23 protein-coding genes are annotated in these 22,933 nt (G+C 60.2%); 9 read left to right on the top strand and 14 right to left on the bottom strand.

Translation table 11 applies throughout. The features are described from left to right. Positions 1-69 precede the first annotated feature (69 nt). Positions 70-1,092: an NAD(P)/FAD-dependent oxidoreductase gene (locus H097_RS14930; RefSeq protein ID WP_032860648.1), complete on the bottom strand. Its 1,023-nt coding sequence runs from the start codon at positions 1,090-1,092 to the stop codon at positions 70-72. Further along, on the bottom strand, positions 1,079-3,286 hold the full coding sequence (locus H097_RS14925) for a hypothetical protein (RefSeq protein ID WP_032860647.1): 2,208 nt from the start codon (positions 3,284-3,286) through the stop codon (positions 1,079-1,081). Before H097_RS14925 ends, H097_RS14930 begins: the two co-directional genes overlap by 14 nt. Before the next feature lie 405 nt (positions 3,287-3,691). Here H097_RS14925 and H097_RS14920 point away from each other — a divergent pair, with 405 nt between their 5' ends. From H097_RS14920 to H097_RS14910, 3 genes are all read left to right on the top strand, one after another. Beyond that, on the top strand, positions 3,692-4,198 hold the full coding sequence (locus H097_RS14920; protein ID WP_032860645.1) for a sigma-70 family RNA polymerase sigma factor: 507 nt from the start codon (positions 3,692-3,694) through the stop codon (positions 4,196-4,198). Further along, positions 4,195-5,160, top strand: coding sequence for a FecR domain-containing protein (locus H097_RS14915; protein ID WP_032860644.1), 966 nt, complete (start codon positions 4,195-4,197; stop codon positions 5,158-5,160). Before H097_RS14920 ends, H097_RS14915 begins: the two co-directional genes overlap by 4 nt. Before the next feature lie 97 nt (positions 5,161-5,257). Continuing rightward, positions 5,258-8,095, top strand: coding sequence for a TonB-dependent receptor (locus H097_RS14910; RefSeq protein ID WP_032860643.1), 2,838 nt, complete (start codon positions 5,258-5,260; stop codon positions 8,093-8,095). Between the two features lie 152 nt (positions 8,096-8,247). On the opposite strand, the gene H097_RS14905 is transcribed toward H097_RS14910, so the two are convergent. Then, the gene (locus H097_RS14905) at positions 8,248-9,051 is read right to left on the bottom strand and encodes a helix-turn-helix domain-containing protein (protein WP_032860641.1); all 804 of its coding nucleotides are present in this window, start codon (positions 9,049-9,051) and stop codon (positions 8,248-8,250) included. 112 nt (positions 9,052-9,163) lie between these two features. On the opposite strand from H097_RS14905, the gene H097_RS14900 reads away from it, so the two are divergent. After that, on the top strand, positions 9,164-9,475 hold the full coding sequence (locus H097_RS14900) for a hypothetical protein (RefSeq protein ID WP_032860640.1): 312 nt from the start codon (positions 9,164-9,166) through the stop codon (positions 9,473-9,475). 18 nt (positions 9,476-9,493) lie between these two features. Here H097_RS14900 and H097_RS14895 read toward each other — a convergent pair whose 3' ends face one another. Then, positions 9,494-10,096, bottom strand: coding sequence for a glutathione S-transferase family protein (locus H097_RS14895; protein ID WP_032860639.1), 603 nt, complete (start codon positions 10,094-10,096; stop codon positions 9,494-9,496). Between the two features lie 107 nt (positions 10,097-10,203). Here H097_RS14895 and H097_RS14890 point away from each other — a divergent pair, with 107 nt between their 5' ends. From H097_RS14890 to H097_RS14885, 3 genes are all read left to right on the top strand, one after another. Continuing rightward, on the top strand, positions 10,204-11,112 hold the full coding sequence (locus H097_RS14890) for a LysR substrate-binding domain-containing protein (RefSeq protein ID WP_032860637.1): 909 nt from the start codon (positions 10,204-10,206) through the stop codon (positions 11,110-11,112). Between the two features lie 73 nt (positions 11,113-11,185). Next, positions 11,186-11,362 carry a DUF2188 domain-containing protein gene (locus H097_RS27750; protein WP_082445595.1) on the top strand — a complete coding sequence of 59 codons (177 nt, stop codon included), beginning with the start codon at positions 11,186-11,188 and terminating at the stop codon, positions 11,360-11,362. 236 nt (positions 11,363-11,598) lie between these two features. Further along, positions 11,599-12,330: a DUF533 domain-containing protein gene (locus H097_RS14885; RefSeq protein ID WP_032860636.1), complete on the top strand. Its 732-nt coding sequence runs from the start codon at positions 11,599-11,601 to the stop codon at positions 12,328-12,330. A gap of 204 nt (positions 12,331-12,534) precedes the next feature. On the opposite strand, the gene H097_RS14880 is transcribed toward H097_RS14885, so the two are convergent. The 10 genes from H097_RS14880 to H097_RS14835 form a co-directional block, all read right to left on the bottom strand. Next, positions 12,535-13,341, bottom strand: coding sequence for a hypothetical protein (locus tag H097_RS14880; RefSeq protein WP_032860635.1), 807 nt, complete (start codon positions 13,339-13,341; stop codon positions 12,535-12,537). Positions 13,342-13,366: 25 nt separating this feature from the next. After that, positions 13,367-13,714, bottom strand: coding sequence for a DUF2493 domain-containing protein (locus H097_RS14875; RefSeq protein WP_032860634.1), 348 nt, complete (start codon positions 13,712-13,714; stop codon positions 13,367-13,369). Between the two features lie 61 nt (positions 13,715-13,775). After that, the gene (gene mgtA / locus H097_RS14870; protein ID WP_032860633.1) at positions 13,776-16,490 is read right to left on the bottom strand and encodes a magnesium-translocating P-type ATPase; all 2,715 of its coding nucleotides are present in this window, start codon (positions 16,488-16,490) and stop codon (positions 13,776-13,778) included. 208 nt (positions 16,491-16,698) lie between these two features. Further along, positions 16,699-16,983: a hypothetical protein gene (locus H097_RS14865; protein WP_032860632.1), complete on the bottom strand. Its 285-nt coding sequence runs from the start codon at positions 16,981-16,983 to the stop codon at positions 16,699-16,701. A 309-nt stretch (positions 16,984-17,292) separates the two neighbouring features. Beyond that, entirely contained in the window at positions 17,293-17,904 is a 612-nt protein-coding gene (locus H097_RS14860; protein WP_032860631.1) for a LysE family transporter, read from the bottom strand. A 15-nt stretch (positions 17,905-17,919) separates the two neighbouring features. Continuing rightward, the gene (locus H097_RS14855; protein WP_050593364.1) at positions 17,920-18,756 is read right to left on the bottom strand and encodes an AraC family transcriptional regulator; all 837 of its coding nucleotides are present in this window, start codon (positions 18,754-18,756) and stop codon (positions 17,920-17,922) included. Between the two features lie 52 nt (positions 18,757-18,808). Further along, entirely contained in the window at positions 18,809-19,495 is a 687-nt protein-coding gene (gene arsH / locus H097_RS14850; protein ID WP_032860629.1) for an arsenical resistance protein ArsH, read from the bottom strand. A 12-nt stretch (positions 19,496-19,507) separates the two neighbouring features. After that, complete coding sequence (locus tag H097_RS14845) at positions 19,508-19,978, bottom strand: arsenate reductase ArsC (protein WP_032860628.1); 471 nt, start codon at positions 19,976-19,978, stop codon at positions 19,508-19,510. Between the two features lie 12 nt (positions 19,979-19,990). Further along, entirely contained in the window at positions 19,991-21,274 is a 1,284-nt protein-coding gene (locus H097_RS14840; RefSeq protein ID WP_032860626.1) for an arsenic transporter, read from the bottom strand. Positions 21,275-21,292: 18 nt separating this feature from the next. Then, positions 21,293-21,649, bottom strand: a complete 357-nt coding sequence (locus H097_RS14835; RefSeq protein ID WP_032860624.1) for a metalloregulator ArsR/SmtB family transcription factor — start codon at positions 21,647-21,649, stop codon at positions 21,293-21,295. A 176-nt stretch (positions 21,650-21,825) separates the two neighbouring features. Here H097_RS14835 and H097_RS14830 point away from each other — a divergent pair, with 176 nt between their 5' ends. Together H097_RS14830 and H097_RS14825 are read left to right on the top strand one after the other, a co-directional pair. Then, positions 21,826-22,041: a hypothetical protein gene (locus tag H097_RS14830; RefSeq protein WP_003212603.1), complete on the top strand. Its 216-nt coding sequence runs from the start codon at positions 21,826-21,828 to the stop codon at positions 22,039-22,041. Positions 22,042-22,160: 119 nt separating this feature from the next. Further along, positions 22,161-22,856, top strand: coding sequence for an alpha/beta hydrolase (locus tag H097_RS14825; protein ID WP_032860622.1), 696 nt, complete (start codon positions 22,161-22,163; stop codon positions 22,854-22,856). Positions 22,857-22,933: the final 77 nt, after the last annotated feature.

The following is a 22,933-nucleotide window of genomic DNA, read 5'->3' as shown; positions in this document are numbered from 1 at the left end:
CAGCGAGGCTGCGATAGCGGTGGGTCAGGCGACGTATTGGGTGAGTCTAACGGCGACTTCTACCGTTCATCAAACCCATGCCGGAGGGTAAGGATGCACGCGATAGAACTGGCGCAGGGCATCGACGTCGGTGTTGAACTGATTGTGCAGCCAGGTTTTATAATGGTTGTGTACGACGTGTTCGCCACTTGGCCACGCGAGGCTGTCGGCAATGGCTTGGGCCGCTTGCATGCCGGACATTAGCGCTTTGAGCACACCGTGCGATGATGCCGGATCCAATATTGCAGCAGCATCACCTACGAGTACATAACCGGCTGCCATGGGAACATTGGACAGGCGCCAAGACACTTCGGCGCCGCGTACCGGACCCGCAGGTGTTAAATGCTTGAGTGTCTCGGGCGATCCGGCTGCCAGTTTGCTGTTTAAGTGAAAGCTCAACGTTGTCCAGTGGAGGAGGTGGTTGTCGACGCGTGCGATCCATTGCCAACCGTCCTTGTTCGCGATAAGTCGCGGTGCGTCATTAACAAGCTCAAGGTCGCCTTGGTAATAGCCATAGCGCGCAATGAGGATCGGCGAAAATTCCAGCCACTGAATCGGCAGTTGGCGCCTGAGCCATCCGTGATGCCCCGAGGCATCGACAACATAGGTTGCCATAAGCCGGTCTGACATGACGTTCACACCGGTGACCCTGTTGCCTTCACGAATCACCGTTGGATTTAAACAAGGCTGAATTATCTTTACACCCAACACACAGGCCTGTTTCACGAGTTGAGCATCGAAGGATGCTCGCTGGACTTGGAAACCTCGCCAAGGGCCAGCAGCATCACCACCGAACTTGATGAAACGCGGCGCTGCGTCCCACTGTACCCAGTGCCCTTCATGTCGTAGACAAGGCTGCTCGCTCAGATCGGGCATCATCCCCAACTGGGCAAGCAGCGGCTCGATGGCCGGGTGAAGGGTTTCACCGGGCCGGTGTCGCGGGAATGTAGCCCGTTCGAGCAGTGCCACGCGCATCCCGCGTTGTGCGCACGCGATCGCAGTGGCACAGCCGGCCGGCCCGGCCCCTACAACAATCACGTCAAAACGATTCATCAAGTAAACGCCACAACGTCTCGTCTTGCTTGATTAATAGGGCGGTCTGACTGACATACAATTGCACTCGCGCTTCAATCTCCACATAACGCCGCTTGAAGTTATCCGATGGCGTGATGATTGCGCCGTGTTTGTAGAGGAAAAAATACATCACCTCACCTTCCAGAAGGTGGCCTGCCTGCTGCTGTGCTGCTTGCAGACCCTCGTCTGCTGATTGCACCAAAGAGAAAGAAAGTACGGGCCATAGCGTTCGTAGCGCTTTATCGGTCCCCGCTCCCACAGCGTGATATGCCCGACGCATTGCCAGGACCCGTTGGTGGTATTGCTGAGTCCCGACTTGCCCAGTGATTGCCGATGACAGTTGCCCGGCCAATGCAGCCCCGGTGTAGTCGCTGTATTCGTAGGACTGATACTGGACAACCTGACGCCCATCGTAATCAACCAGAACGGGACCTGTCAGGCCGTCCCAGGAGGTCTCGCCCGTTAGGCCGATCTCTGTGTCTGTTAAGGGGATGACTGTCGAAGCGATGGAACGGGGCTCAAATGTACGGGTTGAATCGGGTGCTACGCCTGGCCAGTAGGAACCCAGCGCTGCGCAAATCCGGGCATCTTCTGTAAAGGGGCTGGCGAGCATGTAACCGTTTAGTACGTTGGTAAAAGGCTTATCGATCAAGCCCCTGCCAACCTCCCAGCCAGGTCCGAACACGCCACTGGCGAAGTCGGGTAAATAGGACTGACGTTGAGCCAAACCGACCTCAGGCACCGCCTGAGCCGTAACAGCCATTGATGCATCGAGGGGTAAGGAGACAATTGCAGTGGCGGTGCGGTCTCCATCGGCAAAGTGGCCGCCCGCAAGCGTCGGGTTGATCGGGAAACGGACATCCGACAGGGGATTGACGCGTGTATGCCAAACCTCGGGGCACGGAGGTGTCGGACAGGGGAAAATATCCGGATCACTTGACCAAACCTTCAGTTCGCGCTGTCCACATAGAGGGAAGAAGTCGGGGGCACCGATAATCGAGTAGGCCGCAACGCTATCTTTGTCCAGTCCGCAGGACTCCAGTTGCGGACAGCGCGCGTGCACCCAACCGTCTGCCATTGCGTCCTGATAGTGCAAGGCGCGATACCCTCCCTGCTTGACGATTGCATCAACACCTTCGACATTGTTCAAGTCTTCGATTGATCCGTCGTCATGTACTCGATGGCGACCATGCACCAACCCCCCCGTACCCGACGGCATCGTGAATGATAATGGTCGCTCTTGATAGTAGGCCAGCTCGACCAGTCGTTCCTTGTCATCCGGGACCAGAAGCCCCATGCCAAAGTCAGTTGGCTCGGCCCAATGACAAAGGCCTTCGGTAATTACAAATGGATAATTCAGGATGTCAGGTTCTTGCCATCCCGTATTGTTGAACCTCGTATGCACTTGCCTGATCTTCTCATTGATCTGGTAGTTGTCCAGATGCACCGTCAAGTCCAAGTCGAGCAAGCATTCTTTACCGTTGAATAACTTATGTATCGGCACCCAGAAGTCCAAGTCGGCGTCACTGGGTATTTGAAAGTTCATGGGGCCGAAGCATTCGCGCGCTCCTTTATTTTGCATGGCAAGGTACGCGCCATAACGGGCAGGCGTAACACGCATCTGTTGTGTAGCCGTGTCAACAAAGGGCAGGAACCCTCGCCGTGCGGCATCATACAAGACCGGCGCAGTGCCTACTCGTGCGACACCTGTGCGAGAGAAACACAGGTCTGCCTGACACTGATGCACAGTTTCCGGGCGCGGCCGGTATTCATACGCAAAGACTACTATCGCCAAGGGTGCCGTTCCCGCGTACACCCTCAACGTCTCTAAACTGGGTGGGTTAACACCGTAAACGAAGTTCAGCAACTGCTCAATTTCAAGGGCTGATGGGAATGCAGTCAGTTGGGTGCCCTGGGCGGTGGTGATGACATTAGGTGAAGCAAAGGCATGATAGAGCAAACTTTCAGCAGGTTTACCTGCTTCGATGCCTCGTACACCAGAGTGTGAGTAGTCTTCGAAACCCTTGATTGTTCTATCAATGTGTAAGGGTTTTGACAGTTCTTGTTGTAGGTCGAGCGCCGTAATGTCTAAGCCATGTTGTAGTAAGAGTGAGTGCCATCCGTGTTGTGCCAAACGGGAACATGCAAGTTGTACGTCGCTAATCAAAGTCATATTACAGTCCTCAAGTTATTACTTGAATTTGGGTAACCAAAACTTCTGTTAAATCGGTAATCCTGCTGCCAGCATTTTGTCGTGTAACTCAGAAGCCCATCCTGCCTGCAGGCAGTAAGCTGACCTGCTGAGGACTGTTGGCGTTTGAGTTGATTGAGATAAAAGAGTAGGAATCATGGTGATGACTTTGCCCGACGTGCTAGTCGGCGTATGTCATACAGGTCTTTTAATAAAGTCTGATCGCTCTGTCAGACCTAAGACACTGCCATTAAAGAGCCGCCATCCGTTCGCGGTAGGGGTGGGTCGAAACCTCATATGCAGCAGGGGCAGCAGCAGGCGCTGTACAAGTCTCAGGTTCAGACACTAAAATGAGAAGTATTATCATTACCGCTCATTGGACCTGACATGTACGACGACAGTCTCGTCTCGCCCGTCGAACAACTTTACACCCGTCATCACCACTGGCTGCGCGGCTGGTTGCATCGGCGGCTGGGGCATAGCGCCGACGCCGAAGACCTGGCGCACGATACGTTTATCCGCGTGTTGCGCACCCAGCAGGACGTGCGTGAGTTACGCCAGCCCATGGCGTTTCTGGCCACGATCGCCAATGGCTTGCTGATCAATCGCTGGCGTCGTCAGGCCATTGAGCGGGCCTACCTTGAGGCGCTCGCCGCGCGTCCAGAAGGTGAGGAACCCTCGCCCGAAACGCGCTACTTGATGATCGAAACCCTGCTGCAGCTCGATGTGCTGCTGGTGGGGTTGTCGATGCAGGTGCGCAAGATTTTCTTCTTGTCCCAGCTCGATGGCCTGACATACCCGCAGATCGCCACGCAGTTGAGCTTGAGTGTGGCCCAGGTGCAGCGGGCGATGGGCAAGGCCTTCAGCGTATGCTACGCGAGCCGTTTTGAATGAATGGCACGGTGGTTGCGCCGAAAGTCCGCGAGAGGGCCATTGATTGGATCGTCAGGGTTCAGTCCGGAACGATGAGCCCGGCCGATCACCAGGCGTTGCAGCAGTGGCGCCTGGCGCGTGCCGAGCACGAATACGCCTGGCAACGCGTCGCCAGCTTGCCGCTGATGCTCCAGCCCGGGGCCAACCTGCTGGCCGATGTCACCGCGCGGCGGGCGTTGGAATCTGCCGGGGTTGATCCGGCGCGGCGCCGGCAAGTCCTCAAGTGTTTGTTGGGGTTGGGCCTGCTTGGCGGTTTGTCCTGGCAGGGCGCCGATGCGACGTGGGTGCGCGCAGCCTTTGCCACTTACCGCACGGCGACCGGCGAGCGCCGCCGGTGGACGCTGGCCGATGGCAGTTCGCTGTGGCTCAACACCGCCAGTGCCGTCAGCCTGGAACTCAGCGCACACCTGCGCAGCGTGCAGTTGATCGAGGGCGAGGTGGCGCTGGATGCGCGAGCCGAGTCGCGCCCACTGCAACTGCTCACGCCGGATGCGATGGTGCGCAGTCAGGACGCCAATCTGCTGGTGCGTCACGATCAGCAGGGCACGTGGATTACTGTATTGCGTGGCCTGGTCGACGTGAGTTCGCCGCGCAGCCTGTCACCCATGTCGGTAGCGGCAGGGTGGCAGACCCAGGTGGACCGCCACGGCGTGGGCACGCCACGGCAAACCGATGGGTTTCTGGCACAGGCCTGGTTGCGCGGCATTCTGCCCGCCGAGCGCATGCGCCTGGATGTGCTGCTGGCCGAGCTTTCCCGTTATCGTCCGGGCGTCTTGCGATGCAGCGAGCAGGTCGCGGCGTTGCGCGTGACCGGTAGTTTTCAACTGGACGATACCGATGCCGCACTGGCGTTGGTGGCCCATGCCTTGCCGGTGCGCATCGAACGGCGCACCCGCTATTGGGTGACAGTGGTGCCCGCCTGAAACTTTTTTTGTGTACTCGCCGCAGTTTTTCAAACCTCGCTTGGCCTCTAGGAATAACCCACCGAAACAGGTGGGCCTTCACCTCTAGGAGCCCTGCATGATTTCTCCCGCAAGTGTCTTGCGCACCCGCACATTGGGTCTGTTGTTACTCAGCCTGCAACCGTTGTACAGCACGGCGGTTTTCGCCCAGGCCGAGCGCCAGCCCTACAGTATTGACGCCGGTCCCCTGGACCAGGCGCTCTCGCGTTTCGGCGTGCAGGCGGGGATCAGTATGGCGGGCAACTCGACGCTGACGGCGGGCAAGCGCAGCAATGGCCTGCGCGGGGATTTCAGCACCGAAGCCGGTCTTGCGCGGTTGCTGGCGGGCACCGGCCTGAGTTTTCAGCGCCAGGCCGACGGCAGCTTCGAGTTGCATCCGGCAACCAGTGCAGTGGTGTTGCCGTCGCAGAAGGTCATCGGCGATGACGTCGATAAGAAAGCCGTCTATTCGGCACCACGTTCGTCCGTGTATATCGCCCCGGAAGAAGTCCAGCGCTTTGGCGTGATCTCCGCCGGTGACCTGCTCAAGGGCCTGCCAGGGGTGCAGGTCGGTGACAGCCGCAATGGCGGTGGCCTGGATGTGAACATTCGCGGGATCCAGGGGCAAAGCCGGGTCGCGGTCACGGTCGACGGCTCGCAACAGGCGCTGGATGTCTATCGTGGCTATGCGGGCACGCAGCAGCGTAGCTACATCGACCCCGACCTGATCAGCGATGTGTCCATCGACAAGGGGCCGAGCCTGGACTCCAGCGCCATCGGCGGCAAGGTGGCGATCCGCACCCTGGGTGTGGATGACATCCTGCGTGACGGCAAGACCGTGGGCCTGCGCTTGAAGGGCGATGTGTGGAACAACGGCGTGTCGCCGGCCTCGCGCAGCAGTCATTCGGCGACCCAGGAGTTGTACGCCGAGCCGCATCAGAGCCGTGGTGGCCTGTTTGGCTCCGACGCCGAGTCAGGCAGTGCGGCGTTTGCCTATACCCATGAGCTGTTTGATGTGGTGGCGGCTTATGCCCATCGTAACCAAGGTAACTATTTCTCCGGCAAGCACGGTCAGGATCGCTATCGCACCTATGACCGCTATGGTCGCGAAAACAGCACGGTGGCCACCACCTACAACGCCGGTGAGGAGGTGTTGAACAGCTCGGCAGAGACTGAATCGATCCTGCTCAAGACCACACTGCGACCTGCGGACGACCATACGTTCGACTTCGGCTACATCCGCTACGACGGGCGCATGGGTGAGATCATGCCATCGGACATCTTCCGTTTCGGCACGGGCGGCATTTATCAGTACCCTCGGGGCCGTACCGAGATCGACACCTATACTGCCCGTTACCACTACTTGCCGACAGGCAACATGCTGGTGGACCTGACGACCAGCCTGTGGATGACCGATGCCAAAACCAGCCAGTTGACCTCGGTGATGGCCCCGGCATCCCAGGCCTATCGTTCGGACCGTAACTGGACCCGCCAGGCCAACCGGCGCATTGGCGGTGAGCTGGCCAATACCTCGCGCTTTGTGACCAATCACGGCGATTTCAAGTTGGACCTGGGTGGCGGGTTCCAGGTCGAGGAACTGCGTCCGCAAAAAGGCGTGGTCACGACCCAGCACGATATCAACGCCAACCGTGGCCTGCGTGATGGTTCCCGGCAAGAGTTCAGCCTCAATGGCAAGCTGGAGTACAAGCCGGTCGATGAGCTGACGCTGTGGGGCGGCGGACGCTACCTCTACTACCGCACCCAAGACCATATGATGCATTCCACCGCGCAACGCGAGGAGCGTGAGGCGCGCTATGTGAACGTCATCAAGCCTGGACGCTACGACTTCATGATGTGGTTCCCCGACGAGAACGGGCAATACACCGATGCCACGGACCCGCGCTTGAACAACGGGATTGTCTTCAGTAACACCAACCATCCGTTCGAAGGCACACCGTACAACGACTATGGCGGGACGGGTACGCGAGTCTTCCCCGCGAGTGTCGGTGAAGTGGTCACCGGTTATACGTACGCGAAGAAGCAAAGTGACAGTGCCGGTGCATTTTCTCCGGCCTTTGGCGTCAATTTCGAAGTGGCGCCAGATACCTTCCTCTATGCCTCTTACACCCAGGGCCTGCGCATGCCCTCGTTGTTCGAAAGCAGCCTAGGCACTTTGCAGACCCTGCCAGGCAAGGGGCTCAAACCCGAGCGCTCCAGTAACTGGGAAATCGGCGCGAGCACAATGCAAAAAGGTTTGTTGGCCGACAACGACTCGGCGGCGATCAAGCTGGCGTACTTCAATAACAGCATCAAGCACTACATCACTCGCTATTACGACCCAACCCCTGGCCAGAATGGCCTGATGAACTTCAGCAATACCGATAGCTTCAAGACCAGCGGCCTGGAACTGCAATCGAACTACGATGCCGGGCGGGTGTTTGCCGACCTGTCCGCGACCTACTATCTGAAGACCGAAACCTGTGACTCGGCTTTCGCCGCACGCCTGCGGGCCAGCAGTACCCGCTGGAATGACCTGAGCGCCACGCCCAATTGCACACCGGGCAGTTTCATGGGCTCATACACCAATACCCAGAACCCGCCACGGGCCTCTGGCAACCTGACCACGGGGTTGCGCTTCTTTGACCAGACATTGACCGTGGGTGGGCGCTTGACCTATACCTCCGGCCCGACCGTGACGGCTGACAAGAACTGGCAAACCGGCGCCACCACGCCGCAGTTGGTCTACCGCGAGGTGGCGCTGTTTGATCTTTTCCTCAACTACAAATGGCAGGATCACACCAACGTTAACCTGTCGCTGCAGAACCTGACGGACCGCTATTACCTGGACCCGCTGGCCCAGAGCTTCATGCCGGCGCCGGGACGCACGTTGCGTATGGGGCTGGTGACCAAGTTCTAGCGGCTGGCAGGCCAGCTCCCACATTTGATGTGTGGCGTACCCAAAATTCTGCCTCGCCGAGACCCCCTGTGGGAGCGGGCTTGCTCGCGATGACGGTGTGTCAGTCACCGAGTTTATTGGCTGAATAATCACCATCGCTGGCAAGCGGGCTCTTACAGGGACTGTTCGTAGGCCGCAGTCATGACTTGCCAGGTATGGGGATTGGCCGGGATCAGATGTTCGATCCGCAATGAAGTGACGGTGATGTCCTGGGGCATGCCGAAGGTGGTGAAGGTGGACATGAAGTCCAGCTCGCCCTGGCGCGAGTTGATGCGCGTCAGCACCAGCGGCGGCAGGTCATTGGCCGGTGCTGTCGAGCCCTGGGGCACCGGCAGGCTTTCCAACAGTGTGGCCAGGGTCGGATTGCCCAGCGCTTCACGCGCGGCGCGTTGCCAGGCCAGGTTGCGGATTTCCTCGGCATTGAGCAAATAGTCGCCCAAGCCCCCCGGTTGCAGCAGTGTCGTCAGCAGGTTCAGACCCTGCGCGGCGTCTGGCGCCAACCCCACCAGATCAAACAGGACCTGGGTGCTGGCGTTGGCGGCAAGCACTTCCCAGTGACTACCCAGCACGATGGCCGGTGCCGGGTTGTTGGCCTTCAGTACATGGCTGATCGCGTCCCGAATGGCATCCATCGACGGCGCGGCGAGTGGCGTGGCTTCGTAGCGTGGGGCATAGCCGGCGGCGAGGAACAGGCTGTTGCAGTGCTCCAGCGGCACATCGAGAGCGCTGAGCAGGTTATGCAGCGTGCCAGGGCTGGCCTTGGCGCGGCCGGTTTCGATACAGCTCAAGTGGCGCTGGGAAATACCACTGATCAGCGCCAGTTGCAGTTGGCTCAGCTTGGCCTGGCGGCGCAATAGCCGCAGCTGTGTGCCGGCGTCGGTATCGGGAGTGGCTCGGGGGAAAGGTGGGCGGCTCATGGGGTGACTCTGGCAGGGCGGGTCGAGGGGCGTCCATGACCTCGCAGGTCATTGAGATGGCGGCGACGTTATCACTAATCTGCGGCTTGCCCAATCCTGCACGGTGGACCCCATGCACAGACCCTATATCGCCCTTGCCAGCCTGTTGGCGTTTTCGCTGTACACCCTGGGCACCTTGCTCTGGGCCGAGCAGTCGCTGCTGGCGTTCGGCATTGAACTGTTATCCAGGCCAGACACCGCCCAGGTGGTGATTGACCTGTACCTGATGGCGGCCCTGGCGTGTGTGTGGATGTACCGCGACGCACGCGCCAAGGGCAAGTCCCTGGCCAGTGTCATGCCTTACTGGTTGCTGACAATGGTGTTCGTCTCGGTCGGGCCGCTGCTGTATATCGTGGTCAACGGCTTTGCCAGGGGGCGACGATGATCGACGTTGCGTTGCTGCCTATTCGATAGGGTATTTGCCGAACGCCGGGTGTTGCTCGGCCAGCCGGGCGTGGCGCTGTAGGTTGGGAAAGTCTTCGGCCTTGACCACCGAGGGCACGGCGTACCTGGAGAAGGACCAGGCCACCGCGACGCTGAGTGATGCTTGGCTCAATGACTCGCCTTGAGGGTTGGCCAGCAGTTGTTCCAGGCCTGAGTAGGCCGCCAGCAACTGCCCGGTTACCCGGTCGAGCCAGGGCTCATGCAGTTTCTCTGCTGGTCGCAGGTTGTGCTCGTAGTAAATCTGCACGCTCTTGTCGCAGGCGGCCAATGCCAGGCCGATTACTTGCAGGTCCCGTGCACGGGCCGCAGCGGTTTGGGGCAAGAGCTTTTTATCGGCCGGCGCCAAGGCTTCGAAGTAATCCAGGATCAGGCTGGAGTCCATCAACACCGTCCCGTCGTCGAGCACCAGTGTCGGAGCCTTGACCACCGGGTTGATCCGGGAAAACTCCTTGAATGTGCTGAAGACCGACAGCGATTGCTGCTCGAAATCGACGCCGTACAGTTCCAGGGCAATCGCTACGCGGCGCACATAAGGTGAGTCCAGCATGCCAACCAGTTTCATGAAGCCTCCATTCTCGATGGTGTGATTGTTAATTACGGATTACTTTATAGCGGCGATACTCCTTTAAATATCCATATTTTTTACCTTAAAAGGTTAGCCGGCCTTACATGAGTGCCTTTCCTCCCTTGACCTCCCTGCGCAGTTTCGAGGCCACCGCCAGGCTGGGTAGTGTCACTCTCGCGTCCAAAGAGCTGCATGTCACACACTCGGCCATCAGCCAGCAGATCAAGGTGCTGGAAGCGATCGTCGGCCTCACGCTGTTCGTGCGTGAAGGGCGTGGCTTGCGCATCAGCGAAGATGGTCGGCTGTATGCGTTGCAGATCCGCCAGGCCCTGGGGGATATTGCTGATGCCACGCGCCTGATCCAGGCCCAGCCCAAGCGCGATGAGCTGGTGGTGGCGGTGCTGCCTTCATTCGCGCGTTCGTGGTTGCTGCCACGGCTGCCGGATTTCCAGCGTCGCTACCCGCATATCAGCATTCGCCTGCAAGCCACCCTGGCGATCACCAACTTGCACCAGGAGTCGGTGGACGTGGGCATCCGTATGGGCAAGGGCGATTGGGAAGGGGTGGAGCGCAAACTGTTGTTCCACGACGAAATGGTGGTCGTAGCCGCCCCGCATTTCAATGGCGGGCAATTGCCGCGAACCCCGCAGCAAATCGTGCACAGCCCGATCATCTACAGCAATGAGTCCTGGCAGCCCTGGTGCCAGGCCGCAGGCATTGAGATGAGCTCCGAACGCAAAGGCCTGTGCACCAATGACTCCAACCTGGTGCTGGAAGCGGTCCGGCTGGGGCAGGGCATCGCCCTGGAGCGGCGTAGCCTGGTGCATGACGCCATTGTGCGCGGGGAACTGGTGCAGTTGTGCGACATCCGCGCGCCGTATGCCTACCCGTATTGGTTGGTTTGGCCACCTCGGGAAAGCTCGGAAAACAAACAGCGGGTGTTTTCCGAGTGGTTGTATGGGGAAGTGCAGTACTACATGACGCAATTGGCCAGCATCAGCGACGTTCGGTAGGCCACGCTGCCTGGATCGGGAGTATGGTGGATCGGGCAACCCGTGGATTATCTCTGGAATAGGAGAGGTGACTATGAGCGTTCCCCTGTTGAACAAGATGCATTTCAATGGCTATGACATTGTCCGGGTCAACAGCGGCCCGTGGCGCGTGTGCACCAAGGATGATCGATTGGCTTCCTTTGGCTCCCGTGAGCAGGCACTGGCCTATGCCGCGACGTTACCGGGCTACAAGGTCCGCCCAAGACCCTGATCCCGTATCCGCCGGCCAGCCTCTACAAAGAGGTCAATGTAGGGAGCTGGCTGGCGTTCAGACGTGATCCTGACCACCCTTGATCTGAAGAATTCTCACGGTCGTTACCGCGCGGCACCGGGTTTGTTGAGGCGCAGGCCCGTCGACAAAAATACTCTGGTCTACGGGTGTTGGCGTTATAGGCAGCAGCGACTATTGTTGCTGGTCTGGAGCACAGCCCACAGGAGGGCAATACCATGAACACCAGCGATCTACTGGGACAACTGCTACAGGCGGCGATCAAGCCGCAAGGCGGTTCGGCGGCACCTCAAGGCGGAGCCGGAGGGCTCGGTGGGTTGGGCGGTTTGCTCGGTGGTCTGCTGCGGGGCGGTGGCGCCGGCGCGGGCGGTGCAACTTCGGGCGGCGGCGGCCTGGGTGATTTGCTCGGCGGCCTCGGCGGGATGCTGGGCGGTACCGCATCCGGCGGCGCGCGCCCGACGCGTTCAGGCGGCACCAATTATGCGGCGCTGGCTTCACTGGGAATGATGGCGTTCCAGGCGTATCAAGCCTGGCAACAGCAACAGGCTTCGGCACCGCAACAGGCGTTGCAGACGGTGGATCAACTGTCCGGCCCGGCGGTCGAGGAGCATAGCCATGCGCTGCTGCGGGCGTTGATCGCGGCGGCCAAGGCGGACGGGCGGATTGACGCGCAGGAAGAGGAGAGGATCTCGGCTGAGATTGGTCGTCATACCGATGACCCCGACTTGCAGCAATGGCTGGACGCTGAGGTCGCCAAACCCTTGAATGCGGCAGACTTTGCCGATTGCGCCGCAGACCCGGCAATGGCTGCCGAGGTCTACCTGGCCAGTGTCCTGCTGGTGGATGACCAGCAGGATGCCGAGCGCAACTATCTGGATGAACTGGCGGGGGTCCTGAAAATTGATCCCGAGTTGCAAGTGCATCTGGAGCAACAAGCCAAAGCGGCCTGACGCCCGGCGCATATCCCCTGTGGGAGCGGGCTTGCCCGCGATAGCGGTTTTTCAGTCATATATCTGTTGGCTGGCACGCCGCTATCGCAGGCAAGCCAGCTCCCACATTTGATTTGTGGCGTACCCAAAACTCTGCTTCGCCGAGCCCCCCTGTGGGAGCGGGGTGCGACATGGATCACATCCCACCTTTGCTAAAACGGATCGTCAAAACCGTAAAGTAGCCCCCGTGGTCAGCCACTGATCGCGGTCGCCGATCAGGCTGCGGCCGATCACCAGGTCCACATCCACCTGCCTGCCCAAGTGCACGCGCGGCCCGGCCTGCCAGGCCTGGTCGCCGCGTTGCTGGCCGTAACGTTCAGCCACCAGCGTCAGTGAATCCGCCACGCTGTACTCCAGCCCCGTACCCCAGGTCAGGCGGTGATTCTGCTCGCCGTCATCATAAGCGTGGGCCCAGCCGGCGTTGAGGTTCAGGCGCAGGGCTGGCAACGGTTGCCAGGTCAGTGGCACCGTCAGGTCGGCACCGTCGAAAGCATGGCGGCGATTGAGCGCAATATGCGCCGCGCCGGCCACGGCAATTTCCACGCCCGCGTCATCCCAGGACCACAGCGATGTCTTGATCTGCGGGCTGACCTGCGTCTGGTCCGGGTCATCCTCAATGGCTGCCCCCCATTGCACTGTCGGCAAGCCACGGGCGGTACAGGCTGCGGATAAACTGCTGTGGTGGGTGGACGCGTCATGACGGTTGCGGGTGTACCAGGCGTCAAGGTTGCATTCGCCCGGCGCATTGATCGCTGCATCATCGACCACATACGAACCTCCTGCGGCAAAGGCCTTGGACAGCAGGCCCAGGACCAGGATGCCGCCCAGGGTCGCGCCGACAAAGATCAAGTTGCGGCGCAATGCCCGCCGCCGCGATGCAGGCAGCAATGCAAAGGCTGTCAGGGATTGGTGTTGCTGGCGGCGACGGTATTTGGCAAAGCCGTCCGGGCGCCGCGAGGTGTGTTTGTGCATGGCTACATGCTCCAAAGAATAGATGTCAGTTGTCGACGGTCAGCACTTGGATGCCGCAGGCCTTGGCCTGGTTGACCAGTTCAGAGGTGTCATCGCCACCGGGTAGCGCGATGACCACGTCGGGGCGGCTGTCGCTCAGCATGAATTGGTTGCGATGGCGTTCAGCCTGTTTGCCATGGCGCTGCCAGTTGGGTGGGTAACGCACAACGTCTATGCCCGTTTCCCGTGCCCAATCCTCTATATCGCTGCCCAGGAACTGGCTGCCACCGTGGATCAATACCTGCACCGGGTGCAGGCGATGCCAGGCATCCAGGACCTGGCGGGACCTTTTGCTATCGGCGTAATGACGACCCGCACAGATCAACACGCGCATGCTGGAATTTCCTTGTGTTGCCCAGGCGCGGGCCATCGAGTGAGAGCCCGCGCCTGGTCGGTCAGTACCACTGCTTGAAGCGGCGGATGTAGAGGGTTTTCATCAGTTGCGCGACGCAGCAGTAGGCAAGCAGGGTGCCGACCAGCCAAGGGAAGTAGGCCCAAGGCAACGGTTGCAGGCCCACCAGCGTGCCCAGGGGCGAGAAGGGCACATAGATCCCCAGCGCGATGACGATGCCGGTCATCATCAGCACCGGCCAGGCGGCGGTGCTCTGGAAGAACGGGATCTTGCGGGTACGCAGCATGTGCACCACCAGGGTCTGCGAGAGCAGCCCTTCGACAAACCAGCCGGACTGGAACAGGGTCTGCATCTCTACGCTGTTGGCCGAAAACACGTACCACATCAGGGCAAAGGTGGTGATGTCGAAGATCGACGAGGTCGGCCCGATCCAGATCATGAAACGCCCGATGTTCTGCGCGTCCCACTTGCGCGGCTTGGCCAGGTACTCCTTGTCCATCTTGTCCCATGGCAGGGCCAGTTGGGAGATGTCATACATCAGGTTTTGCAGCAGCAGGTGGATCGCCAGCATCGGCATGAAGGGAATGAACGCACTGGCCACCAGCACCGAGAACACGTTGCCGAAGTTGGAGCTGGCCGTCATGTTCAGGTACTTCATGATATTGCCGAAGGTCTCGCGGCCTTTGAGCACACCTTCTTCGAGGACCATCAGACTCTTTTCCAGGAGGATGATGTCTGCCGATTCCTTGGCGATGTCGGTGGCGCTGTCTACCGAAATACCGACGTCGGCATCGCGCAGGGCGGGTGCATCATTGATGCCGTCGCCGAGGAAACCCACGGTGTGACCATTGGACTGCAAGGCCTTGAGCACCCGGGACTTCTGCAGCGGGGTCAGTTTGGCGAACACTGTGCGTTGTTCGACCTGGTGCTTGAGGGTGGCATCGTCCATCGCTTCGATATCCACGCCCAGCAGTGGCTCACCGGGCTCCAGGCCGACCTGGCGGCAGATGGTGCGGGTGACCACGGCGTTATCGCCGGTCAGCACTTTGATCGCGACACCGATCTCTTGCAGGGCGGCAATCGCCGGGCCGGCGGTTTCCTTCGGTGGATCGAGGAAGGTCAGGAAACCGTGGATCACCAGGTTGCGTTCATCGGTGGGAGTGTATTGCTGACGCGCCAAGGCCTTGGGAATGTTGCGGGTGGCCACCACCAGCACGCGGAAACCGTCTTCATTGAACTCGTTGGCAGTGTTGAGCAACGCCTGGCGGCGCTGCTCATCCAGGGCCACGGCGCTATCGCCCTCCATCACATGGGTGGCGATTTCGAGCATTTCTTCCACGGCGCCCTTGCACACCAACAGGTGATCGCCGTGGTTGTCCTTGACCACAATCGACAGGCGTCGGCGTACAAAGTCGAAGGGCAATTCATCGACCTTGCTGAAGGCAAACGGTACCTGGAACTTGGGGTTGTGCTGGGAGAACGCCAGCACCGCCTGATCCATCAGGTTCTTCATGCCGCTTTGGTGATGGCTGTTGAGCCAGGCCAGGGACAGCACCTGGTCATCCCGCTGGCCGAAGGCGTTGACGTGGTGCTCCAGGATGATTTTGTCCTGGGTCAGGGTGCCGGTCTTGTCGGTGCACAGCACGTCCATCGAGCCGAAGTTCTGGATCGCATTGAGGCGCTTGACCACCACTTTGCGCTTGGCCATGGCGTTCGCGCCCTTTGCCAGGTTGGCGCTGACGATCATCGGCAGCATTTCCGGGGTCAGGCCCACGGCCACCGCCAGGGCAAACAGGAAGGCATCGCCCCAATCGCCCTTGGAGAAGCCATTGAGGAAGAACACGATGGGCACCATCACCAGCATGAAGCGAATCAACAACCAACTGACGCTGTTCACCCCGCGGTCGAAGGCGGTTTGCACCCGGGAGCCGACGATGGCCTTGGCCAGAGAGCCGAAATAAGTGCGCGGCCCGGTCGCCACCACCACCGCCAGGGCGCGGCCGCTGACCACGTTGGTGCCCATGAAGCAGATGTTGGGCAGGTCCAGCAGGTTGCTCTGGTCTGCCGCCTGAACCGTGGCGGATTTTTGCGTGACATCGCCCAGGGTGTCGTATTTTTCTACCGGCAAGGCTTCACCGGTCAGCACCGCCTGGCTGATAAACAGGTCGCGGGACTCGATCAGGCGGATATCGGCCGGGATCATGTCGCCGGCTGACAACTGCACGATATCGCCGGCCACCAGTTCGCGCATCGGCACTTCGCGCAGGGTCGGCTTGGCGCCGACCTGCTCGCGGCGCAGCACCGTTGCGGTGGTGCGCACCATGGCCTTGAGTGCTTCGGCGGATTTGGCCGAGCGGTGTTCCTGCCAGAAGCGCAGCAGGCTGCTCAGGGCGACCATGGTCATGATGATGATGACTTTGGTCAGGTCCACTTCCTCACCGGCGCGCAGCGGCAACCAGTAGTCAGTGACAAAACTGATCGCCGCCAGGGTCAGCAAGACGTAGATGAAGGGATTGTTCAGGGCCTGGAGGAACTGCACGAAGGCATGGGGCGGCTTGTCGTGGGCCACCTCGTTAAAGCCTTCGCGTTGCAGGCGGGCGCTGGCATCCAGTTCAGTCAGGCCGTCCTTGGTCGCCCGGACGTTGGCCAGGGTCGCCGCCAGGCCGTTTTGCGCTTCGCGGGCAGCACGCATCGACAGTTTGGTGTCGGCAGCGGTGCTGTTTTTGTTTGGCAGTTGTGTGGTTTTTACGGCGCTCATTGTGAGTACTCCTGTCGACATACTTGTGGCTGACCTGACAGGCAGGCACACGCAAGTAGGCCGAGTCGCAATTTATGCGATCGATTTAAATAACTTTAAATAGGCGAGTTAATTAACGGGCGCGCAGAAAACTACGGCTGGCTTAGTTCGCAAGGAACGCCAGTTAATTAATTAACCAATAATCAGGAAGTTGCTGTTTTCAGTCAGCTTATGCCGCGCGAGCGTTGAGCATCAGGCGCGCTTGGGCAAGCAGGCTGAAAACGCTCCGTCTCTGCGGATCTTGAGGGTCGGCGTGGTCCCAGTGCTGGACCAGATGGCCGGTGGTGGGGCACAGGCGCCAGTGAGCCTGGAGGTGCACCGGGTTGATACGCGGGGAGGGGGAAGCAAAGGCCGTGCGTGCGGGGGTAACACCCAGGGAGCCACGGCACAGCTTGGCACGCAAGACCGAGGCCAGCGTGCGTACATCAGGTAGAATAAGGGTCTGGAAATTCATAACACACCTCGGGACCGGACTGGCGCCGGCTCAAGGCAGTTACGTTGGAGCATCAAGCTCTAGCGCAGCTTACCCGGCCTTGAAGGCGAGTCCCGTCATTACTCTGGGTTTGGCGCCCGGCCCCCGCATTCGCGGGTGAAGGACAGCGACTAGATACTGTGTCCATTGGCTTCTTTTGTGAGGTTGAAAAAAGGCCCGAGTTGCAGGCACGGGCAATCTACTCAGGCAGGCACTGGATGTCAATATATAATGAGCCTGTTTGTTGTATGTTCAGAGTTTATTCAGGTTGGCAGTGTTGGATATATAAGCTCATAGACTGTATGCCGCCAGTAACGCGAGATAAATCAACACTAAGCCACAGGCACCATGACTGATGCGTTGCCAAGTTGCCGAGGCGTTCTTTCGCAAGATATTCACCAACGCCGCAGTCAAAAAGCACGACAGGATTGAAGCCAGCATGAAACCGGCGAAGAACATCAATGTCTGGCCGTGACTCGGGGTGGCGCCAACGATGCCTGACAGGGCACTGCCCAGGGCGCCCCAATAGACGATGTTCTTCGGGTTGGCCAATGAAATGGCAGCCCCCACCACCAGCGCATTGCGCCCGCTGCTGGCCGGGGCGCTGTCGGGTTGTGGCAGGCGCCAGGCATCCAGCAGGCTGCGCAGGCCGAGCCAGGCCAGGTACAACGCGCAAAGGGCCGTCAGGGGCACGCGCACCGCTTCGTGCTGGATCAGCAGGGCCATGCCGGTCAGGCCGATCACCGCCCAGGTCGCGTCGCCCACCAGCGAGCCTACCTGCACCAGCAACGCAGGGGTGAACCCATGCAGCAGGCCACGGCGTAGCGTCTCTGCCAGCACGGCACCGGGAGACAGGCAAAACACAAAGCCGAACACCAGCGCGGAAAAAAAGATCGTCAACATCAGTGTCACCCATGATTAACCGGTAATGGGGCCAGTCTGATGCCGGGGAAGTGGAGTTGTCTTGGACCCGATTGCGCTCTGATAGCGGCCAGGAGTCATGCCATAGGCCGCGCGAAAGTGCCGGTTGAGATGGCTCTGGTCGGCAAAGCCCAGGTCATGGGCGACGTCGGCGGCGTTCAAGCCGCTGCGCAGCAAACCTTTTGCACGGCGGGTGCGCAGTTGCATGGCCCACTGGCGGGGGCTCAGGCCGGTTTCTTTCTGGAACGTGCGCAAGACGTGGAATTTCGACAGGCCCAAGGCGTTACCCAGTGCGTCCAGTGCCACGCTCTGATGCAACTGCGCGGCGAGCAGTTCCTGGGCTCGGGCGACCATGCTTGTCCCCGCACTGGCGCCACCCGGCAAGCGCACACCGCTGAGCCTGACCACATCGCCCAGCAGCAGCACCAGCGCCTCTTCGTTCAGTTCGCGCACCAGTGGGTCGACATTCAATGCGCCCTTGGCGGCCTGCGCCAGTTGCGCCGCCAAAGCCGGGGCAAAACACAATGCGCGATCAAACTCCAGGTGCGCCAGCCCCAGGTCGGAGGCCAGGCGGTCAGCCCCGGCGTACAGACTGACAAAGTGCCAGGGCGCACCCTGGGCCGCGCCGCCGCCCTGGATCTGCCCGGGGTTATACAGGGTGATACTGCCGGGCCCGGCCTCGAAGGTGCGGCGGTCCAGCCAGACCTTTTCCTCACCGATCAGGTTGACGCCAATCACGCACTCGTCGTGGCTGTGGCGGGCAAACGTCAGGCCGCTGCAGGTGGTGCTGCTGATTTCGTAATCGCCCAGCCAGGTGTGGTGCGAGGAACTCATGGGACGGGCTCAGTGGCGGCGGTTGCTGCAAAGCATACGCGTTCAGCGGCGTTCAAATCGACCGCTGATTGACCCGTTCAGAGAGCGCCTGCGCATCCTCCTTGCGCTCGGAATAGCGCTGCACCAGGTCCGGACGCTCACGCACCAGCAGGGTGAACTTGATCAGTTCCTCCATGACATCCACGACCCGATCATATAGAGCGGAAGGCTTCATCCGGTCCTGTTCATCGAACTCCATGAAAGCCTTGGGCACGGATGACTGGTTGGGGATGGTCAGCATCCGCATCCAACGCCCCAGTACGCGCAGCTGGTTGACGGTGTTGAATGACTGCGACCCGCCGCAGACTTGCATCACCGCCAGTGTCTTGCCCTGGGTTGGGCGGATGGCGCCCAGTGCCAGGGGCACCCAGTCGATTTGCGCCTTGAACACTGCCGACATGGAGCCGTGACGTTCTGGCGAGCACCACACCTGGCCTTCGGACCACTGCATAAGGGCCAATAGCTCCTGGACTTTTGGATGGTCATCCGGGGCGTCGTCGGGCATTGGCAGGCCCGACGGGTTGAAGATCCGCGCGTCGGCGCCCAGATGCTGAAGCACGCGTGCGGCTTCTTCCACCAGTAATCGGCTGAAAGAGCGCGCGCGATTGGAACCATACAGCAGGAGAATCCGTGGTCGTTGTTCGGCATCCGTGTGCAGTGGCGTGAGCAGTGTGAGGTCGAGGTTGGGCAGGGTGGTCATGACATTCTCCGTTTACAACAGGCCGATTCGATCAAGTTCAGCCTTGACCTGTGCCGCGTCGAGGCGGCTGAACGGGAGGGCGAACAGCGCCCGACAGCGGGCTTCGATGATCTTTAGAGTGGCCTGGAAAGCGGCATCCATATGCGCCTCATCGCCGCTTTTGTCCGATGGGTCTTCAAGCCCCCAGTGCGCCTTGATCGCCGGGCCGAAGTACACCGGGCAGGCTTCGGCGGCGGCTTTGTCGCACACGCTGATCACAATGTCTGGCGGGCTGCCTTCAAACGCGTCATTGCCTTTGCTGTACAAACCTTCGGTGCGGATGCCGGCAGTTTGTAATGTGCTCAAGGTGCGGGGTAGCACCTGGCCCTTGGGAACGCTGCCGGAACTGACGGCGTGGAACCCTTGTAGGGCCAGGTGGTTGAACAGGGCTTCGCTGAGGATGCTGCGGCAGCTGTTGGCGGTGCAGATGAACAGGACTTTCATGACAACTCTCCGTTAAAGGCTCAGGCGCAGGGCCAGCGCGGCCAGGGTGATCAATAGCACCGGCAGGGTCAGGACGATGCCGACCTTGAAGTAATAGCCCCAGGTGATACGAATGCCTTTGCGCGCCAGAATGTGCAGCCAGAGCAGTGTCGCCAGGCTGCCGATAGGGGTGATTTTCGGGCCCAGGTCGCTGCCGATCACATTGGCGTAGATCATCGCGTCCTTGACCACGCCCACGGCATGGCTGGCTTCGATGGACAGTGCACCGATCAGCACGGTCGGCAGGTTGTTCATCACCGAAGACAGCAGCGCCGTCAGCAACCCGGTGCCCAGCGCCGCGCCCCACACGCCGTAATCGGCGAAGGTGTTGAGCCAGGTGGCCAGGTAAGTGGTCAGGCCGGCGTTGCGCAGGCCATACACCACCAGGTACATCCCCAAGGAGAAAACCACGATCTGCCAGGGGGCTTCCTTGAGCACCTTGCGCGTGGAAATCCTGTGGCCTTTGGCGGCGATGACCAGCAGTAGCAGGGCGCAAGCGGCCGAGATGGCACTGATGGGAATGCCCAGCGGCTCCAGGGCAAAGCAGCCGATCAGCAAGATGCCCAGCACCCACCACGCGGCGTGGAAGGTCGCTGGATCATGGATGGCGCTGGCCGGTTCGGGCAGGTCGGCAGGGTCATAGCTTTGTGGGATATCACGTCGGAAGAACCACAGCAGCACCGCCAGGGTCGCGGCGACGCTGACCAGGTTGACCGGCACCATGATCGCCGCGTACTCGTTGAAGCCGATCTTGAAGTAGTCCGCCGAGACGATGTTCACCAGGTTGGACACCACCAGCGGCAGGCTGGCGGTGTCAGCGATAAAGCCTGCGCCCATCACGAACGCCAGGGTCGTCGCTGGGGAGAAGCGCAACGCCAGGAGCATCGACATGACAATCGGCGTCAGGATCAGGGCCGCCCCGTCATTGGCGAACAGTGCCGAGACCAGCGCTCCCAGCAGCACCATATAGGCAAACAGGCGACGGCCATGGCCACGCCCCCAGCGTGCAACGTGCAACGCGGTCCAGGCGAAAAAACCAGCCTCGTCGAGGATCAGGCTGATGATGATCAATGCGACAAAGGTGCCGGTGGCATTCCAGATGATCTGCCACACCACCGGGATGTCTGCCAGGCTGATAACCCCGCAGGCCAGGGCGAGGATCGCACCGATGGAGGCGCTCCAGCCCACGCCCAGGCCTTTGGGTTGCCAGATGACCAGCACAATGGTGACTAGAAAAATCGCGGCTGCGATCAGCATGAGGCTCTTCTCCAGGGGTCAGCAGCAGGTGCTGGCTCGTTGTGGTCGGTCGCCCATTGCATCGAGGCGCTGCGCGTCGTTTTGCAGCCAGGGCTGATTGGCGTGCAAGGTGGTCTCCAGCACCGTACTCACCCAGTGCGGCAATTGCGGGTTGAGGCGGTAGTAGATCCACTGGCCCTGGCGACGGTCTACCAGCAGCCCGCAACTGCGCAGTTGTGCCAAATGCCGTGAAATTTTCGGCTGGCTGTCATCCAGGGCATGGATCAGTTCGCAGACGCACAGTTCGCCTTCGCGCAGGATCAACAAGGCCAGCCTGGTGCGGGTCGCATCGGCCAGGCATTTGAATACATCGGGAGGAGAGAAAAGATCAGTCATGATTGTCGTAGCTCTATATATGCTTATTCGAATATACGGATATTCATATGTATTGGGCAAGCCCAGATCCTGTTGATCTGGATCAACGCCTTGGGCATTGCTGCCAAGTGGTTGAAATTAAACTGAAACACAACTGTCCTAAAGTGCCCGCCATTGGTGATAAAGGAAGTAACGGTGTGACCCGTGCCACTCGCAATCTGCGCAAGACCCTCGATTCTGTCGCGGACAACAACGAAACCGCGGCCTTCGACTTGATGCGTGCCGTCGAAAAACTCAGTGATGAAGTGCTGCGCCAGCGCCTGCTCAACACCATCCACCGCCTTAACCAGGATGCCCACGAACTGCGTGAAGCCCGGGATGCGGTAGAGCGAGTGTCGGTCAAACTCGCCTGATATAGCGGCGCGTGACCGTCCAGCGACTGGGGGGTGACGATTGCGTCGGCTGCGTCGACACTGGGCAGGGTCACGGTTGTCCGTGAGACCTTCATGCTCAAACCACAGGAAGTCATCGAATGAGTGAAAAACCGGCAATTGTCCTGGTACACGGCTTTTGGGGCGGCGCAGCGCATTGGAGTCGAGTGATCGTCGAGCTGCAGAAAAAGGGCTATCGCGACGTGCACGCGGTGGAAATCCCCCTGACCTCACTGGCCGACGACGCCGAACGCACGCGCAAGATGGTGGCCCAGATCAAGGGGCCGGTGTTGTTGGTCGGGCATTCCTATGGCGGGGCGGTCATTTCCCAGGCGGGCAACGAACCCAACGTCCAGGGCCTGGTGTTCATTGCCGCCTTTGCTCCGGATGCGGGGGAAAGCCCGGGCGCAATCACCCAGGCGCATTTGCCCAAGGCTGCCGCCAACCTGGTCCCGGACAGCGATGGCTACCTGTGGGTCAAGCCCGAGCTGTTCCATGAAAGTTTCTGCCAGGACTTATCGCAATCGGAGGGCGATGTGCTGGGCATCACGCAGAAGGCACCGCTGGCCAGTACCTTCGGCGATGAAGTCAGCAACCCAGCGTGGAAGAACAAACCGTCGTGGTATCAGGTGTCCACCCAGGACCACATGATTCACCCCGATAACCAGGTGCGCATGGCCGCGCGCATCAAGCCCCGGGAGACTCTCACCCTGGACGCCAGTCACGCCTCGCTGGCCTCCAGGCCAGGTGAAGTGGCGGCATTTATTGACAAGGCGGCGACGGCCCTGCAGCAGTAAATCCGGCGGGCAACATTCCTTCCCTGTGCAGGAGTGTTGCCCACTGCAAGATCGTTCAAGACAATCCTGGCGGGCGC

It is taken from the genome of Pseudomonas sp. FH4, assembly GCF_000510915.2.
Taxonomy (GTDB): Bacteria; Pseudomonadota; Gammaproteobacteria; order Pseudomonadales; family Pseudomonadaceae; genus Aquipseudomonas; species Aquipseudomonas brenneri.
This window is presented reverse-complemented; position numbering and strand designations above follow the sequence as displayed.

Coding starts and splice junctions, on each gene's coding strand:
- H097_RS14900 (WP_032860640.1), top strand. CDS start 9,164: ATGCACAGACCCTATATCGCCCTTGCCAGCCTGTTGGCGTTTTCGCTG.
- H097_RS14855 (WP_050593364.1), bottom strand. CDS start 18,756: ATGAGTTCCTCGCACCACACCTGGCTGGGCGATTACGAAATCAGCAGC.
- H097_RS14925 (WP_032860647.1), bottom strand. CDS start 3,286: ATGACTTTGATTAGCGACGTACAACTTGCATGTTCCCGTTTGGCACAA.
- H097_RS14825 (WP_032860622.1), top strand. CDS start 22,161: ATGAGTGAAAAACCGGCAATTGTCCTGGTACACGGCTTTTGGGGCGGC.
- H097_RS14910 (WP_032860643.1), top strand. CDS start 5,258: ATGATTTCTCCCGCAAGTGTCTTGCGCACCCGCACATTGGGTCTGTTG.
- arsH (WP_032860629.1), bottom strand. CDS start 19,495: ATGACCACCCTGCCCAACCTCGACCTCACACTGCTCACGCCACTGCAC.
- H097_RS27750 (WP_082445595.1), top strand. CDS start 11,186: ATGAGCGTTCCCCTGTTGAACAAGATGCATTTCAATGGCTATGACATT.
- H097_RS14905 (WP_032860641.1), bottom strand. CDS start 9,051: ATGAGCCGCCCACCTTTCCCCCGAGCCACTCCCGATACCGACGCCGGC.
- H097_RS14840 (WP_032860626.1), bottom strand. CDS start 21,274: ATGCTGATCGCAGCCGCGATTTTTCTAGTCACCATTGTGCTGGTCATC.
- H097_RS14860 (WP_032860631.1), bottom strand. CDS start 17,904: ATGTTGACGATCTTTTTTTCCGCGCTGGTGTTCGGCTTTGTGTTTTGC.
- H097_RS14875 (WP_032860634.1), bottom strand. CDS start 13,714: ATGCGCGTGTTGATCTGTGCGGGTCGTCATTACGCCGATAGCAAAAGG.
- H097_RS14835 (WP_032860624.1), bottom strand. CDS start 21,649: ATGACTGATCTTTTCTCTCCTCCCGATGTATTCAAATGCCTGGCCGAT.
- H097_RS14865 (WP_032860632.1), bottom strand. CDS start 16,983: ATGAATTTCCAGACCCTTATTCTACCTGATGTACGCACGCTGGCCTCG.
- H097_RS14915 (WP_032860644.1), top strand. CDS start 4,195: ATGAATGGCACGGTGGTTGCGCCGAAAGTCCGCGAGAGGGCCATTGAT.
- H097_RS14890 (WP_032860637.1), top strand. CDS start 10,204: ATGAGTGCCTTTCCTCCCTTGACCTCCCTGCGCAGTTTCGAGGCCACC.
- H097_RS14895 (WP_032860639.1), bottom strand. CDS start 10,096: ATGAAACTGGTTGGCATGCTGGACTCACCTTATGTGCGCCGCGTAGCG.
- H097_RS14885 (WP_032860636.1), top strand. CDS start 11,599: ATGAACACCAGCGATCTACTGGGACAACTGCTACAGGCGGCGATCAAG.
- mgtA (WP_032860633.1), bottom strand. CDS start 16,490: ATGAGCGCCGTAAAAACCACACAACTGCCAAACAAAAACAGCACCGCT.
- H097_RS14930 (WP_032860648.1), bottom strand. CDS start 1,092: ATGAATCGTTTTGACGTGATTGTTGTAGGGGCCGGGCCGGCCGGCTGT.
- H097_RS14845 (WP_032860628.1), bottom strand. CDS start 19,978: ATGAAAGTCCTGTTCATCTGCACCGCCAACAGCTGCCGCAGCATCCTC.
- H097_RS14920 (WP_032860645.1), top strand. CDS start 3,692: ATGTACGACGACAGTCTCGTCTCGCCCGTCGAACAACTTTACACCCGT.
- H097_RS14880 (WP_032860635.1), bottom strand. CDS start 13,341: ATGCACAAACACACCTCGCGGCGCCCGGACGGCTTTGCCAAATACCGT.